Source organism: Klebsiella sp. 10 (genome assembly GCF_018223925.1).
GTDB lineage: Bacteria > Pseudomonadota > Gammaproteobacteria > Enterobacterales > Enterobacteriaceae > Klebsiella > Klebsiella pneumoniae.
This window is the reverse complement of record NZ_JAGRRB010000014.1, coordinates 320,987-337,068: the sequence shown is the minus strand read 5'-3', so window position 1 is coordinate 337,068 and position 16,082 is coordinate 320,987. Positions and strand designations below refer to the sequence as shown.

Genomic DNA, 16,082 nt, shown 5'->3' with positions numbered 1-16,082 from the left:
CGCCGCCATAGATGGCGGTTATTTCTCTCTGCGCTAACCAGATGTTGCGGTAAGAGGTAGCCCTTCCCGCAGGGCATCGATCGCCGCCCGCGTTTTTTGCGGCAGCCACGGCCCCTCCGGCCATACCGCGTGGATGGCGAAACGCACCTGAGCGCTGGGCGCCAACACCTGCTGCAATGTCCCATCGGCAAGCGCCTGCGCCACCAGCCAGTCCGGCAGCCAGGCGATGCCCATCCCCTGCTGCACTGCCGCCGCGATGGCGGCAAAATCATCCTGTATCAGCCACGTCTGCGGACTGAAGCGCACGTCGCCCTGCTGCGGGTCATACAGTTGCCATTTTTGCAGCTGGCCGTTGTGCAGATAGCCGAGGGTACGGTGCTCGTTCAACCCGGCAATAGTCTGCGGCGCTGGCTGCTGGCGCAGGTACTCCGCCGCCGCGCACAGCACCATGCCGTGCTCTCCCAGCGCACGGGCCCGCAGCGACCCGGTATCGGCCAGGCTCCCGATACGCACCGCAAGATCAAACCCCTCCTCCAGCAGATTGACCTGCCGGTCGCTGTAGTGGAGCTCGAGCTTCAGTAACGGATAGCGCTGGCTGAGGCGGAACAGCAGCGGTGCCACGCAGCGCTGGCCAAACAGCACCGGCAGCGACACCCGCAGCCGCCCCTGCACCTCATCTTTGCCGCGCTGCAGCGTCTCTTCGGCCTCGCGGATGCGCTCCAGCGCTTCCCGGCACTGGAGATAGAATTGCTCCCCCTCTTCCGTCAGCAGTTGCCGTCGGGTGGTACGCTGGAATAACGCCACGCCGAGACGCGCTTCCAGCCGGGCAATGGTTTTTCCCACCGCCGAACGCGTCACATGGAGGATCGCCGCCGCGCTGGCAAAGTTGCCGCTCTCGACCACGGTGACAAATACCGGGATCGCATTCAGATCGTCGCGCACAGATTGGTTCCTTACGGGATACAATAGGGAAAAATAATGTCACTCCTGAGACAAAAAAGACAGTGTTAGTCTTTGCTTCTATCTTTCATTTGAGGCACTCATCATGGCTAACGTTCTGGTTTTAAAATCCAGCATTAATGGCGAAACATCCCTGACCAATCAGTTGATTAACGAATTTCTCGCGGCGCGCCAGGCGGCGGGACACGGCGATCGGCTCACCGAACACGATCTCAGCGCCATGGCGCTGCCAACGCTGGATCGCCCCCTGTTCGCCGCCCTGCGCGGGGCAGTGGATCCGCAGCCTGCTATCCGCGAGGCGGTCGCCCTCTCCGACCAGCTTATCGCCGAGTTAAAGGCCAGCGACCTGCTGGTGATCGGCGCGCCGATGTATAACCTCAACGTCCCGACCGATCTAAAAAAATGGTTCGACCTCGTGGCGCGGGCGCGGGAAACCTTTCGCTACACCGAGAGCTGGCCGCAGGGGCTGGTGGAGGGCGTCCGGGCGGTGGTCGTCAGCAGCCGCGGCGGTATTCACCAGGGAGAAACTACCGACGCCGTCACGCCCTATCTGCGCGCGGTACTGGGGCTGATGGGGATCCAGGAGGTGGAATTTATCTATGCCGAAGGGCTGGACAATCGCCCGCATGGTCGCGACGCCGGGATCGCCAGCGCCCGGGCGCAGATTGCCCGGCTCGCCGTTCCGGCCTGAGTCGTGGAGAAATTGTGCTGGCGCTGGCGGCCTTTTTATTTTAGAGTTATCTAAATTTAGACAAAGCTAAAATAAATGACCACACCTGAAGACCTGCAGGCCCGCGCCGGAGAAGCCGCCGCGCTGATGAAAGCGATGAGCAATCCTCACCGATTGCTGATCCTGTGCATGCTGTGCGATGCGCCCAGGGCCAGCGCCGGCGAACTCGCCCGGGCTACAGGGCTGAGCCCCTCCGCCACCTCGCAACACCTCGCGCGGATGCGTGACGAGGGGCTGATCGACAGCGAGCGCGACGCCCAGCGTATCCACTATTTCATCACCCACCCTGCGGTACAGCAGGTGATCAATACGCTGAAAACGCTCTATTGCCCGTGAGGATCCTATGACCATCGCCAACTTAACTCCCGCCGAGGCCCAGGCACAGATTGCCCAGGGCGCCAGACTGATTGATATCCGCGATGCGGATGAATATGCGCGCGAACATATCCCCGATGCCGAGCTGGTGCCGCTCGCCACTCTGACCAGCGGTGCGCCCCTCAATGCCCGGGCCGGAGAGACGGTCATCTTTCACTGCCAGGCGGGTTCCCGGACGCAGAATAATGCGATTCGTCTGGCCGCGGCCGCCGCGCCGGCGCAGGCCTGCCTGCTGGCAGGAGGAATTCAGGCGTGGAAAGCCGCGGGGTTGCTGGTAGTGGAAGATTCATCGCAGCCGCTGCCGCTGATGCGCCAGGTGCAAATTGCCGCTGGCGTCCTGATTTTACTGGGGGTGCTGCTGGGCTATACCGTTAACGGCGGCTTTTTCCTGCTCAGCGGCGCGGTCGGCGCCGGGCTCACCTTCGCCGGCGTAACCGGCTTTTGCGGCATGGCGCGTCTGCTGGCGACCATGCCGTGGAACCGGCGCCAGGGGGTTAAAACGCGCTCCAGATAAGCCAGGCAATGCCGCCGAAGAGCAGCCATTTGACGATGTAATAGACCGTCTTATTCCATTTTTTCAACCGCTTACCAACAATACGGATCTGGTAAATATAGCGAAACGCCCGGTTAATCCCGCCGGTGCGATCGCCGATATCGTTGGGCGCCGAAGCGGCGCTCATCAGATGGCGTCCCAGCCAGTGGTTAACTTTCTGCGCCCAGCGGTAGCGCATCGGCCGTTCAATATCGCAGAACAGAATCAGGCGATTCTCACCACTGGTATTTTCCGCATAGTGGATATAGGTCTCATCAAACAGCACGCCTTCTCCATCGCGCCAACTGTAACGCTGGCCATCCACCTCGATAAAGCAGCGGTCATCGTTCGGCGTTGCCAGGCCCAGATGAAAGCGTAGCGAGCCGGCGTAGGGGTCACGATGGCGCGGCAGACGGCTACCGTCCGGCAGAGTGGCAAACATGGCCGCTTTCACCGACGGGATATCGCGCAGCAGCGCGGTAGTTTGCGGACAGAGCTGGCTGGCGGAAGGATGGGCATCCTCATACCATTTCAGATAAAAGCGTTTCCAGCCGGTTTTGAAAAATGAGTTAAACCCGGCATCGTTATATTTATCGGCCGCTTTAATCTGCTCCAGTTGCTGAAGGTGGAGACCTTCGTCGCGAATAACCTGCCAGTTTTGCTGCAATATCGCCAGCTCGGGAAACATCTCCGGCCGCAGATAAGGCGTATTCGGCACGCGGGAAAATAAATACATAAATCCATTCAGCGGCGCGGTAAATGTGGAATGGTCGGAGAGCTGCCGCCAGAAACGATAGCGCACCCGTCCGCGGTAATGGACATACAGTACAGCAATAACAATGATCAACAGAATGATATACTTCATGGTGTCTTTCCTGACCTGATTGGTGGTAACCCTACCCTCGCCGTCCCCCTTTCTCAGCAGCGGTATGGCGCCAGCAAAACATTAACAATGTTAATACATATAACTCCAAATTGTTTTAACAAAAAACAGCACGCCCGGTGTTCAGTGAGCGGGCGTTGAGCTATGGTTTAGGTTTATCCATGGTGTTAACAGTGAGGAGTGAATTATGTTTGCTGTCGGCGATCTGGTACAACCCCGAGCGGGCGGACCAAAACTGAAAGTGGTGGAAGTGCAAGGGGAGCAACTGGTGGTGGTTCAGGCCGCACAGGAGCAGGGAGAGCGCTATTCGCTGAAGTCGGACGAGGTCACGCCGTATCAGGAAGAGGGAGACTTCGGCGTCTGCTAAAGCCCCTCGCTTAAAGTCGTAAGGCCAGGCCGGTGGGTCTCTCACCACCGGCCTGGCGCTGGCCCGAAGGCGTTAAATTAAAAAGCTATCCAGCGATTTACCCTGGGCGACAGCCTCGGCAATCGGCTTCGGCATTCTTCCCTGTCCGGTCCAGGTTTTCTCTGCGCCAGTATGATCGGTATAACGATATTTCGCCGGGCGCGGTTGACGCTTTTTGCCTCCCGCTTTTGGCGGCTGAATATCGGCCACCAGCTCGTCAGGAGAAATACCGTCGGCGCGCATCAGTTCAAGCCAGGTATTCACTTTCTCCTGATATTCAGCCTGCTGCTGAGCTGCCTGCTGCTGTTGCGTACGTTTTTCTTCAGTGACGATCCTGAGCTTTTCCAGCATCTCTTCAAGCACGTCAATGGAGAATTCACGGGACAGGGCACGCAGTGAACGGATATTATTCAGTTTGTGTAACATTGAAGACATAAAATTAAAAAATTCCAAATAGCAAATTAAAAGATACAACGCGGCAAGTGTAATAGAAACGTTTATTTATTTCCAGCCTTCGGTTGTCCAGATAAATATATAAGGTGGATATTAGCGGTTATCCCCTGAAGCTATATTGGCAAATACCTGAGCCTTTTTCATAAGCACAGGCAAAAAAGAGAGTGAATAAATAAAAAAGGCAGAATGACGGGAAAAACCACCGTTCTCGCCAGGAATATTAGCTTTATGGTCAGCGGGTTACCTGCTGTTCATACGTGGCCGCACTGATACATACCTTTGGCCGCAGTGAATAGTTAATCAGAAAATGGGAATAAAACAACAATTCGCAATTCAGAATTTTTCACCATAAAAACGCGACTTACGGCATAAAAAATCCTAAAAGAGAGCGGAATCACACACTCGCGTGATGTTGCGCCATGGTTGGCTATCAGGCGCCGTTCCCTCGGCCAGTCTCGATTTCGCAATCAAGAGTAACACATTGATAAATATTGATATTTGCAAAAACAGGAATAAAAGTAGCGTAACGAACAAAAAACAAACCAGCGCAGAGTATTTTATCGACAAAAAGGCGATAAATAAAAATTTATAGCTAGTTGCCACTTTTAATGCAGAGATATACTCTACGCACATCAAAACAGGCAGCCCAAAAACGCTATACCAACGCGCATTTTTCGGCGTTAATGACTTCATTTTCGAGGAGCACTCCGATGTTCTCTGCGCACTCCCGCTTGCGGCATGCGGTTGCAGACACCTTTGCGATGGTGGTTTACTGCACCGTCGTCAACATGATGATCGAAATTTTTCTCTCTGGTATGACGTTTGAGCAGTCGTTATCGTCGCGTCTGGTGGCGATCCCGGTCAACATTATTATTGCCGTACCCTATGGGATTTATCGCGATTTCGCCATGCGTCAGGCCCGGCGCATCAGCCCGGCCAGGTGGATGAAAAATATGGCCGACGTGCTGGCCTACGTCACCTTTCAGTCGCCGGTGTATGTCGCTATTCTGTGGAGCGTGGGTGCTGACTGGCACCAGATTGTCGCCGCGGTGAGCTCGAACCTGGCGGTATCGATGATGATGGGCGCCGCCTACGGCTACTTCCTCGACTATTGCCGCCGCCTGTTCCGCGTGGCGCCCTATCAGCAGGCGAAGGCCTGACCAACGCGTTAGCAGCGACTGGCTCTGCCAGTCGCCTCTTCCCGCCAGCCCGCCTCGCCTGGATCCTTACATGCCTATCGGCGTATTAATTCGTCGACATTGCCGGCTGGGCTTCGCCAAATAGCCCATTCAGAAAACGCTCAAGCGCCATGCGTGAGCTAAATCCATGCGGAATACCATAATGTTGTTGCGCATCCCCGGCTAAATACAGCGGAAACTGTTCATAATGATCACAGGTTTTGATATCTGAAGCCGGTTCGGCCAGCATATTGCTGCGCTCTTTTAACGCCGGATGAATAACTAACGCTGTTCGCCCCATGCGCGCTTCGCGGTTCACATAAACATAATTATCGCCGCGGCGATAGCCGTACGCTTTTTGCGTCACAACATCCATGGTGAAGCCGGCTTTTTCAAGAACACGCGCCACCTCATCGGGTCTTAAATACATACTGATTCCTCGTTATCTTTTACCGCACATTGACCTTACCTTATTCATTAAGGACAGTGCTTTCGGAAAATTCCAGAAACCACAACAGTAAGCATAATTCAAAATCTTGTCCTACACTTACTCACTCGATGGAATTAAGGGAGATAACGATGGCTAACCATGTGAACCGCAACAATTTTGACGAGAACGCCGAAGATATTCATAACGATGTCAGCCAATTAGCGGATACGCTGGAAGAGGTGCTGAAATCATGGGGCAGTGACGCCAAAGAGGAAGCGGAAGCGGCGCGTGTCAAAGCGCAGTCGCTGTTAAAAGAGACTCGTGCCCGCCTTAATGGCCACAACCGGGTGCAGCAGGCGGCGCTGGATGCGCGCCAGGCAGCGTGCGATGCGCTGGGCTGTGCCGATACCTACGTGCGCAATAAACCGTGGCACAGTGTGGGCGCCGCCGCCGCCGTCGGGGTATTTATTGGCGTATTGCTCAATTTACGTCGATAATAGCTTAAGCGTCGGCTGCCGCCGCGCGATTGGCGCGCGGTAGCCCGCGAGCTTTACGGAAGGCAATGAAGATAACAAATACGCGTCAGCCCCTGCGCGCCTCTGGCCGCAGGGGTTTTTCTGCTTCCCCGACTTAAGCGCCATCAAATCGCAATCGCCTCTCTCAGCCGTCGGGCAAGTCCGTCAGCCATCGCCGGCGAACGTATATTGGTAAAACTCATCAATAATCCCCCCTCGCCCGCGTGGCGAATCCGCCAGTCGCTCAGCGCCTGCACCGCCAGCCCGGCCACAACCGCCCGCCGCGCGAGCAGCCGATCGTCGCCGCTGACCGACATAACCAGTTGAATTCCCCCCAGCTGCGGCGTGACCTGAAAGCCCTGCGCCTGCAGAGCCGACTCCAGCCACTGTCTACGCTGGCTATAGCTGGCACGCATTTTCTTCAAATGACGCCAAAAATGTCCCTGCTGGATAAAATCCGCCAGCGTCTGCTGCCACAGGGTGGGAACGGTGCAGGATTGGCGCTCCGCGGTCTGGTGAAAACGCGCCACCAGCGGGGTCGGCACCACCAGCCAGGCGGTGCGCAGCGCCGGGAACATCGACTTACTGAAGGTGCCCGCGTAGATGACCCTCTGCGGCGCATCAAGGCTTTTCAGCGGCGGCAGCGGTTTGCCGTGATAGCGAAACTCGCTATCGTAATCGTCCTCAATGATCCACGCGTCGCGCTCCGCGGCCCACGCCAGCAGCTGGCGGCGTCGGGGAAGCGACAGCGCGACCCCCAGCGGACTCTGATGGGCTGGTGTGAGCAGGGCAAATCGCGCCTGCGGGTGATGACGCTGGCCCCAGCCGACGTCCATCCCTTCGTCGTCCACGGGAATCGCATCCACCGCCAGCTGCCCAGCCTCTACGACCGGCCGGATAAAGGGATACCCCGGATCTTCCATCCACATATGCTGTCCCGGCTGCGCCAGGGTACGCAGGATAAGATTCATGGAGGCGGCATAGCTGCCGGTGATCAACACCTGATCCGGCTGACAGTCGATACTGCGCGACAGGCGAAGATAATCGACGATAGCCTGGCGCAGAAGCGGATCGCCGCCGGGATCGCCGGGTGCAAGATCGAACCGCGACTGCGTCCGCAGCCGACGCCCCATCACCCGCGCCCACTGCCCGCGCGGAAAGAGATCCAGCGCCGGCAGCCCCATCTGAAACGGCAGCGGCTCCGTCGGCGCGGCCGGTTGCACTGGCGGTACCGGCGCCAGCTGGCGCGGGCTGAGCCGCTCGCTGACAAAGGTCCCCGCCTGCCCACGCCGTTCGAGCCATCCCTGGGCGACCAGCTCTCCCCAGGCGTTTTCGATGGTCGCCCGGGAAACGCCCTGCTCCTGAGCGTACACCCGGCTGGCGGGCAAACGGCTGCCCGGGGTCAGTTCGCCACGTTCAATCGCCGATTTCAACTGGCGGGCGATACGCTGATAAAGCGGGAGGTTAATCGCTTCCATTATGGTCTGCTTTTTTCATCACAATATGGCTATCTTTTGCAGTCCATTATAATGCTATTTTGGCTGCCGTCTTAGAGAGGAGAACACCATGAACCAATTACGTCAGCCATTCAGTGAACTGAGCCCGGAAGTCTATAAAGGGCTGGTACAGGCCAGCATCGCGCTGGAGAAAAGCGAGCTGGGCAACGCCCTGGTAGAGCTGGTTTATTTACGCGTCTCGCAGATCAACGGCTGCGCCTTCTGTCTTGAGAAACATAGCCAGGCGCTGCGCAAAGGCGGCATGGCGCAAAGCAAACTGGATGCCCTTGCGGGCTGGCGGGTAAGCGCCCACTTTACTCCGGCCGAACGCGCGGCGCTGGCTTGGGCCGAGTCGGTCACCGACATTGCCGCCAGCCATGCGGAAGATGAGGTTTACCAGCCGCTGCGCGAACATTTTACCCCGCGTCAGATAAGCGATCTGACCTTCGCCGTCAGTCTGATGAACGCCTTTAACCGCCTCGCCGTGGCCATGCGCCTGTAGTTCCGCACAGCCTCCCCCCTCCTCCGCCGATCTATCCCGGCGGGGGACTCGCTTGCCAAAAACGCTATATATTGAGTGGTTGAAGTTTTAAATAACTACATCTAGTATTTCCTTATCGAATGGCCCACTACGTTCGACGCTATGTTTAGCGCCGTGCTGTTATCTTAAATGGAAATACGAATCATGCGCATTATTATTTACACTCGAAATGACTGCGTGCAGTGCCATGCCACCCGGCGAGCCATGGAGAGCCGGGGACTGGCCTTTGAAATGGTCAACGTCGACCAGCAGCCGGATGCCGCCGACACCCTGCGCGAGCAGGGATTTCGCCAGCTGCCGGTGGTGATCGCCGGTGAGCTGCGCTGGAGCGGCTTCCGCCCGGATATGATCAATCGCCTGCGCCCCTCCTTTACGGCGGCCAGCGCATGAGCCTCATCGTCTACTTCTCCAGCCGTTCGGAGAATACCCATCGCTTTGTGCAGCGCCTGGGGCTGCCGGCGGTGCGCATCCCGCTGAACGAGCGTGAACATCTGCGGGTAGACGAGCCCTATATTCTCATCGTTCCCAGCTATGGCGGCGGCGGCACCGCCGGCGCGGTACCGCGTCAGGCGATCCGCTTTTTAAACGACGTGCATAACCGCCAGCTGATCCGCGGAGTGATTGCCGCGGGCAATCGCAACTTTGGCGACGGCTGGGGGCGTGCCGGAGATGTCATCGCGCAAAAATGCGCCGTGCCCTATCTCTACCGCTTCGAGCTGATGGGAACCCCCGACGATATCAACACCGTGCGTAAAGGAGTCAGCGAATTTTGGCAACGACAACCGCAGAACGTATAACCGCCGCCGTGGATTTTCACGCCCTCAACGCGATGCTGAATTTGTACGACAGCGAGGGCCGCATCCCGTTTGAGAAAGATCGCCAGGCGGTTGAGGCCTTTATGGCGACCCAGGTTCAGCCCAACGCCCTCACCTTCCCCAGCCCGGAGGATAAGCTCAGCTGGCTCGTCAGCGAGGGCTATTACGATCCGCAGGTGCTGGCCGGCTATGACCGCGGGTTTGTGCTGGCGTTGTTCGCCCATGCCCGGCGCGCTCCGTTTCGCTTTCAGACCTTCCTCGGCGCCTGGAAGTTCTATACCAGCTATGCGCTGAAAACCTTTGACGGCAAGCACTACCTCGAGGATTTCGCCGAACGCAGCGTGATGGTGGCCCTGACGCTGGCCCGGGGCGATGAACAGCAGGCGCGGCAGCTGACGGAGGAGATACTCAGCGGCCGCTTTCAGCCCGCCACACCGACCTTCCTTAACGCTGGCAAACAGCAGCGCGGGGAGCTGATCTCCTGCTTCCTGCTGCGTATTGAGGATAATATGGAGTCCATCGGCCGGGCGGTGAACTCGGCGCTACAGCTGTCGAAGCGCGGCGGCGGGGTGGCCTTTTTACTCTCCAACCTGCGCGAGGCCGGGGCGCCGATCAAGCGCATCGAAAACCAGTCTTCTGGGGTGGTGCCGGTGATGAAGATGCTGGAGGACGCCTTCTCCTATGCCAATCAGCTCGGCGCCCGCCAGGGGGCGGGTGCGGTCTGGCTGCATGTTCACCATCCCGATATTTTACGCTTTCTTGATACCCGGCGTGAAAATGCCGATGAGAAAATCCGCATCAAAACCTTGTCGCTGGGGGTGGTGATCCCTGATATCACCTTCCAGCTGGCGAAAGAAGATGCGCAGATGGCCCTGTTCTCGCCTTATGACGTCGAACGGCTGTACGGCAAACCTTTCGCCGATTGCGCCATCGGCGACCTCTATCCGCAGCTGGTGGCCGACGAGCGGGTCCGCAAGCGCTGGATCCGCGCCCGCGACCTGTTCCAGCGCCTGGCGGAGATCCAGTTTGAATCCGGCTACCCGTACATCATGTTTGAAGACACCGTGAACCGCGCCAGTCCGGTGGCCGGGCGGGTCACCATGAGCAATCTGTGTTCGGAGATCCTGCAGGTCAGTACGCCGTCCGCCTATAATGAAGACCTCAGCTATGCGCATATCGGGGAAGATATCTCCTGCAACCTCGGCTCGCTGAACATCGCCCACACCATGGACTCGCCGGATTTCGGCCGCACAATCGCCACCGCGGTGCGCGCCCTGACCGCCGTGTCCGACATGAGCGACATTCAGTCGGTTCCCTCGGTGGCGGCCGGCAACGCGGCCTCCCACGCCATCGGCCTGGGGCAGATGAATCTGCACGGTTACCTGGCGCGGGAGGGCATTGCCTACGGCAGCCCGGAGGGGCTGGACTTCACCAATATCTACTTCTACACCGTGACCTGGCACGCGCTGCACACCTCGATGCAGCTGGCCCGCGAGCGCGGCCAGCGCTTCGCCGGCTTCGAGCAGTCGCGCTACGCCAGCGGGGCGTACTTCGACAAATATCTGCAGGAGGAGTGGCAGCCGAAAACCGAACGGGTGCGCACGCTGTTCGCCCGCGCCGGCATCTCTCTGCCCGACCGGGAAAGCTGGCGCCAGCTGCGCGACGATGTCATGCGCTATGGCATCTACAATCGCTATCTGCAGGCGGTGCCGCCCACCGGCTCGATCTCGTACATCAACCATGCCACCTCCAGCATTCACCCGATCGTCTCGAAGATTGAGATCCGCAAAGAGGGGAAAACCGGACGGGTGTACTACCCCGCGCCATTTATGAATAACGACAATCTGGCCCTCTACCAGGATGCGTATGAGATAGGGCCGGAGAAGATCATTGACACTTACGCCGAGGCGACGCGCCACGTCGACCAGGGGCTGTCGCTGACCCTGTTCTTCCCCGATACCGCCACCACCCGCGATATCAACAAGGCGCAAATTTACGCCTGGAAGAAAGGCATCAAGACGCTCTACTACATCCGTCTGCGCCAGCTGGCGCTGGAAGGCACTGAAATTGAAGGCTGCGTGTCCTGCGCGCTGTAAGGAGAACAGGATGACCCATTTAACGCGCGTCAGCGCAATCAACTGGAACCGCATTGATGACGATAAAGATCTTGAGGTCTGGAACCGTCTCACCAGCAACTTCTGGCTGCCGGAGAAAGTGCCGCTGTCGAACGACATTCCCGCCTGGCAAACCCTCAGCGCGGCGGAGCAGCAGTTGACCATTCGCGTCTTTACCGGATTGACCCTGCTTGACACCATTCAGAACACCGTCGGCGCCCCGGCGCTAATGGCGGACGCCTTAACCCCGCATGAGGAGGCGGTGCTGTCGAACATCAGCTTTATGGAGGCGGTTCATGCCCGCTCTTACAGCTCCATCTTTTCCACGCTGTGCCACAGCAAGGAAGTGGATGCCGCCTTCGCCTGGAGCGAAAGCTGCGATCCCCTGCAGCGCAAGGCGCAGCTGATGCTGGATTACTATCAGGCCGACGAGCCGCTGAAGAAAAAAATCGCCAGCGTGTTCCTCGAATCCTTTCTCTTCTACTCCGGCTTCTGGCTGCCGATGTACTTCTCCAGCCGGGGAAAGCTGACCAACACTGCGGATCTGATCCGCCTGATCATTCGCGATGAAGCGGTGCATGGCTATTACATCGGCTACAAGTACCAGAAAGGACTGGAGATCGTCAGCCCCGGCAAGCGCGAAGAATTGAAAAATTTCGCCCTCGATCTGCTGATGGATCTTTACGACAACGAACTGGCCTACAGCCGGGAGCTGTACGGCGAGAGCGGCTGGTTCGACGACGTCAGCGCTTTCCTGTGCTACAACGCCAACAAAGCGCTGATGAACCTCGGCTACGAGGCGCTGTTCCCGGCGGAGATGGCGGCGGTCAATCCGGCAATCCTCGCAGCGCTGTCGCCCAACGCCGACGAAAACCATGACTTTTTCTCCGGTTCCGGCTCCTCCTACGTGATAGGAAAAATGGAAGAGACCGCCGACGACGATTGGGACTTTTAACCGTACTTTCACCAGGAATATCGCAGGCGGATTCCTGGTGATTAATTTCACAAAATAGCGTTTAATCCACCAAATATTCTCTCCATGACCTAACCGTCATCACTTCGTCATATTTAGCAGAAAACCGGTCCATTTCAGTAGAATTATCCAAAGATAATCAAAAAATATTACCAACAACAAATTACCGCCCAGCCCTTATATCACGGGGGCTTAGCCACAGTTGCCCCCATCTGATTTTGCCGAGAGTTTGCCATTGAGGGTTGTCACAGAATCTGAGTATGTTAGGGTGTAAAAAGATCATAATCACCATCGGGTATCATATCGCAATAAACAAATAACAGGAACTTCTCTATTGCATGGCAATTAAATTAGAAATCAAAAATCTTTATAAGATATTTGGCGAGCATCCACACCGTGCTTTCAAATATATTGAGAAAGGACTCAACAAAGCGCAAATACTGGAAAAAACGGGGCTGTCGCTTGGCGTCAAAGACGCCAGTCTGGCCATTGAAGAAGGCGAGATATTCGTCATCATGGGGCTCTCCGGCTCGGGGAAATCCACCATGGTTCGCCTTCTCAATCGCCTGATTGAACCCACCCGCGGCCAGGTGCTGATTGACGGGGTCGATATCGCCAAAATGTCGGATGCCGAGCTGCGCGAGGTGCGTCGCAAGAAAATTGCGATGGTTTTTCAGTCCTTTGCGCTGATGCCGCACATGAGCGTGCTCGATAACACGGCGTTTGGCATGGCGCTTGCCGGCGTTCCCGCCGCCGAACGAGAGCAAAAAGCCCGGGAGGCGCTGCGTCAGGTGGGGCTGGAGAATTATGCCCACGCCTGGCCGGATGAACTCTCCGGCGGCATGCGCCAGCGCGTCGGTTTAGCTCGCGCCCTGGCGATTAATCCCGATATTCTGTTAATGGATGAAGCCTTCTCTGCGCTCGATCCGCTCATTCGTACCGAAATGCAGGATGAGCTCATCAAATTACAGGCGAAGCATCAACGCACTATCGTCTTTATTTCCCATGACCTTGATGAAGCCATGCGAATTGGCGATCGTATCGCCATTATGCAAAATGGCGAAGTGGTCCAGGTCGGCACTCCGGATGAAATATTAAATAATCCGGCCAATGATTATGTGCGCACCTTCTTCCGCGGCGTGGATATTAGCCAGGTATTCAGCGCGAAAGATATTGCCCGCCGCAGCCCGGTTGGCCTGATTCGTAAAACGCCTGGTTTTGGCCCCCGTTCGGCGCTGAAATTATTACAGGATGAAGACCGGGAATATGGCTATGTCATAGAGCGCGGTAATCGCTTTGTCGGGATTGTCTCGATTGATTCTCTGAAAACAGCCCTCAGCGCCGGGCAGGGGATCGAGGCGGCGCTGATTGACGCCCCGCTGGCGGTGGAAGCGCAAACCCCGCTCAGCGATCTGCTCTCCCACGTCGGCCACGCTCCGTGCGCCGTGCCGGTAGTGGATGAAGAACAACAATACATTGGCATCATTTCCAAACGGATGTTGCTCCAGGCTTTAGATCGCGAGGGGGTGAATCATGGCTGATCAGACCAATCCGTGGGGCAGCGCCCCGTCAACCGACAGCGCCGCGCAGGCTGCCGATGCCTGGGGTGGCGCCTCTACTGCCGCGCCGGCTAATGGCGGCGGCGCCGACTGGCTGCACAGCGCCCCTGCGCCGCAGCCGGAACAGTTCAATATCATGGATCCGTTCCATAAGACCCTGATCCCGCTCGACAGCTGGGTGACCCACGCCATCGACTGGATCGTGCTGCACTTCCGTCCGCTGTTCCAGGGGATCCGCGTGCCGATCGACTACATCCTCAGCGCCTTCCAGCAGCTGCTGTTGGGGATGCCGGCGCCGGTGGCGATTATCGTCTTCGCGCTAATCGCCTGGCAGATCTCCAGCCTCGGCATGGGGGTCGCCACTCTGGTATCGCTGATTGCCATCGGCGCCATCGGCGCGTGGTCGCAAGCCATGGTCACTCTGGCGCTGGTCCTCACCGCCCTGCTGTTCTGCATGGTTATCGGCTTGCCGCTGGGGATCTGGCTAGCGCGCAGCCCGCGGGCGGCGAAAATCATCCGCCCGCTGTTGGATGCCATGCAGACCACGCCGGCGTTCGTCTATCTGGTGCCGATCGTGATGCTGTTCGGCATCGGCAACGTACCGGGCGTGGTGGTGACGATTATCTTCGCCCTGCCGCCGATCGTCCGTCTGACCATCCTCGGGATAAACCAGGTGCCTGCGGATCTGATCGAAGCGTCGCGCTCATTTGGCGCCAGCCCGCGCCAGCTGCTGTTTAAGGTGCAGCTGCCGCTGGCCATGCCCACCATTATGGCCGGGGTTAACCAGACCCTGATGCTGGCCCTGTCGATGGTAGTGATCGCCTCGATGATCGCCGTCGGCGGCCTCGGCCAGATGGTGCTGCGCGGTATCGGCCGCCTGGATATGGGCCTGGCGACCGTCGGCGGGGTGGGGATCGTGATCCTGGCGATTATTCTTGACCGCCTCACCCAGGCCGTCGGTCGCGACGCCCGCAGTCGCGGCAACCGCCGCTGGTACACCACCGGCCCGCTGGGGCTTATCACTCGCCCTTTCTGTCGATAAGTCGATAACAGCGCCGCTCCCCGGCACCAGCCGATGCCCGGGAGCGGCCCTTCCCGTTAAACAATAAGAGGAACCACCATGCGACATAGTACGATGTTGGCCACCGCCGCCTTTGCCACCCTGCTCGCCACCAGCGCCTTCGCCGCCGACCTGCCGGGTAAAGGGATTACGGTGAAGCCCGCTCAGAGCACTATCTCCGAAGAGAGCTTCCAGACCCTGCTGGTCAGTCGCGCGCTGGAGAAGCTGGGCTACACCGTCGAGAAACCCAGCGAAGTGGACTATAACGTTGCCTATACGTCGATTGCCGCCGGAGATACCACCTTTATCGCCACCAACTGGCAACCGCTGCACGATGACATGTACGCCGCGGCGGGCGGTGATAACAAATTCTATCGCAAAGGAGTGTACGTCTCAGGCGCCGCCCAGGGCTATTTGATCGACAAAAAAACCGCTGAGCAGTACCACATCACCTCCATCGATCAGCTCAAAGATCCGCAGATCGCCAAACTGTTTGATACCAACAATGACGGTAAAGCGGATCTCACCGGCTGTACCCCAGGATGGGGCTGCGAAGCAGTGATTAACCATCAGATTGACGCCTATGGCCTGAGCAAAACCGTCACCCATAACCAGGGCAACTACGCGGCGATGATGGCCGACACCATTGCCCGGTATAAAGAGGGTAAACCGGTGCTCTACTACACCTGGACGCCGTACTGGGTTAGCGACGTGCTGAAGCCTGGCAAGGACGTCGTCTGGCTGCAGGTGCCGTTCTCCTCCCTGCCGGGCGAACAGAAAAACATCGACACCAAACTGGCCAACGGCGCCAACTATGGCTTCCCGGTGAACACCATGCACATCGTCGCCAACAAAGCCTGGGCGGAGAAAAATCCGGCCGCCGCCACTCTGTTTAGCGTCATGAAGCTGCCGATCGCCGACATCAACGCCGAGAATGCGATGATGCACGAAGGCCATGCTTCCGAAGCCGACATTAACGGCCACGTTGATGGCTGGATCAAAGCCCACCAGCCGCTGTTCGACAGCTGGGTGAAAACCGCCCTCGCCGCGCAGCAGTAAACC

Annotated in this window: 19 protein-coding genes; 14 read left to right on the top strand and 5 right to left on the bottom strand. The window is 57.9% G+C overall.

The window, feature by feature from the left end; translation table 11 throughout:
• Nucleotides 1-33: 33 nt before the first annotated feature.
• A complete protein-coding gene (locus KHQ26_RS17465; RefSeq protein ID WP_029497031.1) occupies nt 34-942 on the bottom strand; it encodes a LysR family transcriptional regulator in 909 nt (302 codons plus the stop codon).
• A 103-nt stretch (nt 943-1,045) separates the two neighbouring features.
• Between KHQ26_RS17465 and KHQ26_RS17460 the strand changes: the two genes are divergently transcribed.
• From KHQ26_RS17460 to KHQ26_RS17450, 3 genes are all read left to right on the top strand, one after another.
• The gene (locus KHQ26_RS17460) at nt 1,046-1,651 is read left to right on the top strand and encodes an FMN-dependent NADH-azoreductase (protein WP_004212889.1); all 606 of its coding nucleotides are present in this window, start codon (nt 1,046-1,048) and stop codon (nt 1,649-1,651) included.
• A gap of 75 nt (nt 1,652-1,726) precedes the next feature.
• The gene (locus tag KHQ26_RS17455) at nt 1,727-2,026 is read left to right on the top strand and encodes an ArsR/SmtB family transcription factor (protein ID WP_002914277.1); all 300 of its coding nucleotides are present in this window, start codon (nt 1,727-1,729) and stop codon (nt 2,024-2,026) included.
• Nucleotides 2,027-2,033: 7 nt separating this feature from the next.
• Nucleotides 2,034-2,579: a rhodanese family protein gene (locus tag KHQ26_RS17450; protein WP_020803755.1), complete on the top strand. Its 546-nt coding sequence runs from the start codon at nt 2,034-2,036 to the stop codon at nt 2,577-2,579.
• On the opposite strand, the gene lpxO is transcribed toward KHQ26_RS17450, so the two are convergent.
• Nucleotides 2,560-3,462, bottom strand: a complete 903-nt coding sequence (gene lpxO, locus KHQ26_RS17445) for a lipid A hydroxylase LpxO (protein ID WP_002914281.1) — start codon at nt 3,460-3,462, stop codon at nt 2,560-2,562. The two genes, KHQ26_RS17450 and lpxO, sit on opposite strands and share 20 nt — an antisense overlap.
• A 205-nt stretch (nt 3,463-3,667) precedes the next feature.
• Between lpxO and KHQ26_RS17440 the strand changes: the two genes are divergently transcribed.
• Nucleotides 3,668-3,847, top strand: coding sequence for a hypothetical protein (locus KHQ26_RS17440; protein WP_002914284.1), 180 nt, complete (start codon nt 3,668-3,670; stop codon nt 3,845-3,847).
• 72 nt (nt 3,848-3,919) lie between these two features.
• Here the strand turns inward: KHQ26_RS17440 and stpA are convergent, their stop codons facing one another.
• Nucleotides 3,920-4,321 (bottom strand): DNA-binding protein StpA, encoded by a 402-nt coding sequence (gene stpA / locus KHQ26_RS17435; RefSeq protein ID WP_002914287.1) that lies wholly within the window; start codon nt 4,319-4,321, stop codon nt 3,920-3,922.
• 728 nt (nt 4,322-5,049) lie between these two features.
• Here stpA and alaE point away from each other — a divergent pair.
• On the top strand, nt 5,050-5,499 hold the full coding sequence (gene alaE / locus KHQ26_RS17430; RefSeq protein WP_002914289.1) for an L-alanine exporter AlaE: 450 nt from the start codon (nt 5,050-5,052) through the stop codon (nt 5,497-5,499).
• Between the two features lie 85 nt (nt 5,500-5,584).
• Here alaE and KHQ26_RS17425 read toward each other — a convergent pair whose 3' ends face one another.
• Complete coding sequence (locus tag KHQ26_RS17425) at nt 5,585-5,947, bottom strand: DUF2002 family protein (protein WP_002914291.1); 363 nt, start codon at nt 5,945-5,947, stop codon at nt 5,585-5,587.
• 149 nt (nt 5,948-6,096) lie between these two features.
• Here KHQ26_RS17425 and KHQ26_RS17420 point away from each other — a divergent pair, with 149 nt between their 5' ends.
• Nucleotides 6,097-6,444 (top strand): DUF883 domain-containing protein, encoded by a 348-nt coding sequence (locus KHQ26_RS17420; RefSeq protein ID WP_002914293.1) that lies wholly within the window; start codon nt 6,097-6,099, stop codon nt 6,442-6,444.
• 143 nt (nt 6,445-6,587) lie between these two features.
• On the opposite strand, the gene KHQ26_RS17415 is transcribed toward KHQ26_RS17420, so the two are convergent.
• A complete protein-coding gene (locus KHQ26_RS17415; RefSeq protein WP_004149442.1) occupies nt 6,588-7,940 on the bottom strand; it encodes a PLP-dependent aminotransferase family protein in 1,353 nt (450 codons plus the stop codon).
• 88 nt (nt 7,941-8,028) lie between these two features.
• Between KHQ26_RS17415 and KHQ26_RS17410 the strand changes: the two genes are divergently transcribed.
• From KHQ26_RS17410 to proX, 8 genes are all read left to right on the top strand, one after another.
• Nucleotides 8,029-8,460, top strand: a complete 432-nt coding sequence (locus KHQ26_RS17410; protein WP_004151037.1) for a carboxymuconolactone decarboxylase family protein — start codon at nt 8,029-8,031, stop codon at nt 8,458-8,460.
• A gap of 183 nt (nt 8,461-8,643) precedes the next feature.
• Entirely contained in the window at nt 8,644-8,889 is a 246-nt protein-coding gene (gene nrdH / locus KHQ26_RS17405; protein WP_002914320.1) for a glutaredoxin-like protein NrdH, read from the top strand.
• Complete coding sequence (gene nrdI / locus KHQ26_RS17400; protein WP_002914321.1) at nt 8,886-9,296, top strand: class Ib ribonucleoside-diphosphate reductase assembly flavoprotein NrdI; 411 nt, start codon at nt 8,886-8,888, stop codon at nt 9,294-9,296. Before nrdH ends, nrdI begins: the two co-directional genes overlap by 4 nt.
• The gene (nrdE, locus tag KHQ26_RS17395; RefSeq protein WP_020803760.1) at nt 9,269-11,410 is read left to right on the top strand and encodes a class 1b ribonucleoside-diphosphate reductase subunit alpha; all 2,142 of its coding nucleotides are present in this window, start codon (nt 9,269-9,271) and stop codon (nt 11,408-11,410) included. Before nrdI ends, nrdE begins: the two co-directional genes overlap by 28 nt.
• A gap of 10 nt (nt 11,411-11,420) precedes the next feature.
• Nucleotides 11,421-12,383, top strand: coding sequence for a class 1b ribonucleoside-diphosphate reductase subunit beta (gene nrdF / locus KHQ26_RS17390; RefSeq protein WP_015958861.1), 963 nt, complete (start codon nt 11,421-11,423; stop codon nt 12,381-12,383).
• A 356-nt stretch (nt 12,384-12,739) separates the two neighbouring features.
• Entirely contained in the window at nt 12,740-13,942 is a 1,203-nt protein-coding gene (gene proV / locus KHQ26_RS17385; protein ID WP_002914328.1) for a glycine betaine/L-proline ABC transporter ATP-binding protein ProV, read from the top strand.
• Nucleotides 13,935-15,002 (top strand): glycine betaine/L-proline ABC transporter permease ProW, encoded by a 1,068-nt coding sequence (gene proW, locus KHQ26_RS17380; RefSeq protein ID WP_004174727.1) that lies wholly within the window; start codon nt 13,935-13,937, stop codon nt 15,000-15,002. Before proV ends, proW begins: the two co-directional genes overlap by 8 nt.
• A gap of 78 nt (nt 15,003-15,080) precedes the next feature.
• On the top strand, nt 15,081-16,079 hold the full coding sequence (gene proX, locus KHQ26_RS17375) for a glycine betaine/L-proline ABC transporter substrate-binding protein ProX (RefSeq protein WP_002914330.1): 999 nt from the start codon (nt 15,081-15,083) through the stop codon (nt 16,077-16,079).
• The last annotated feature ends 3 nt before the right edge of the window (nt 16,080-16,082 follow it).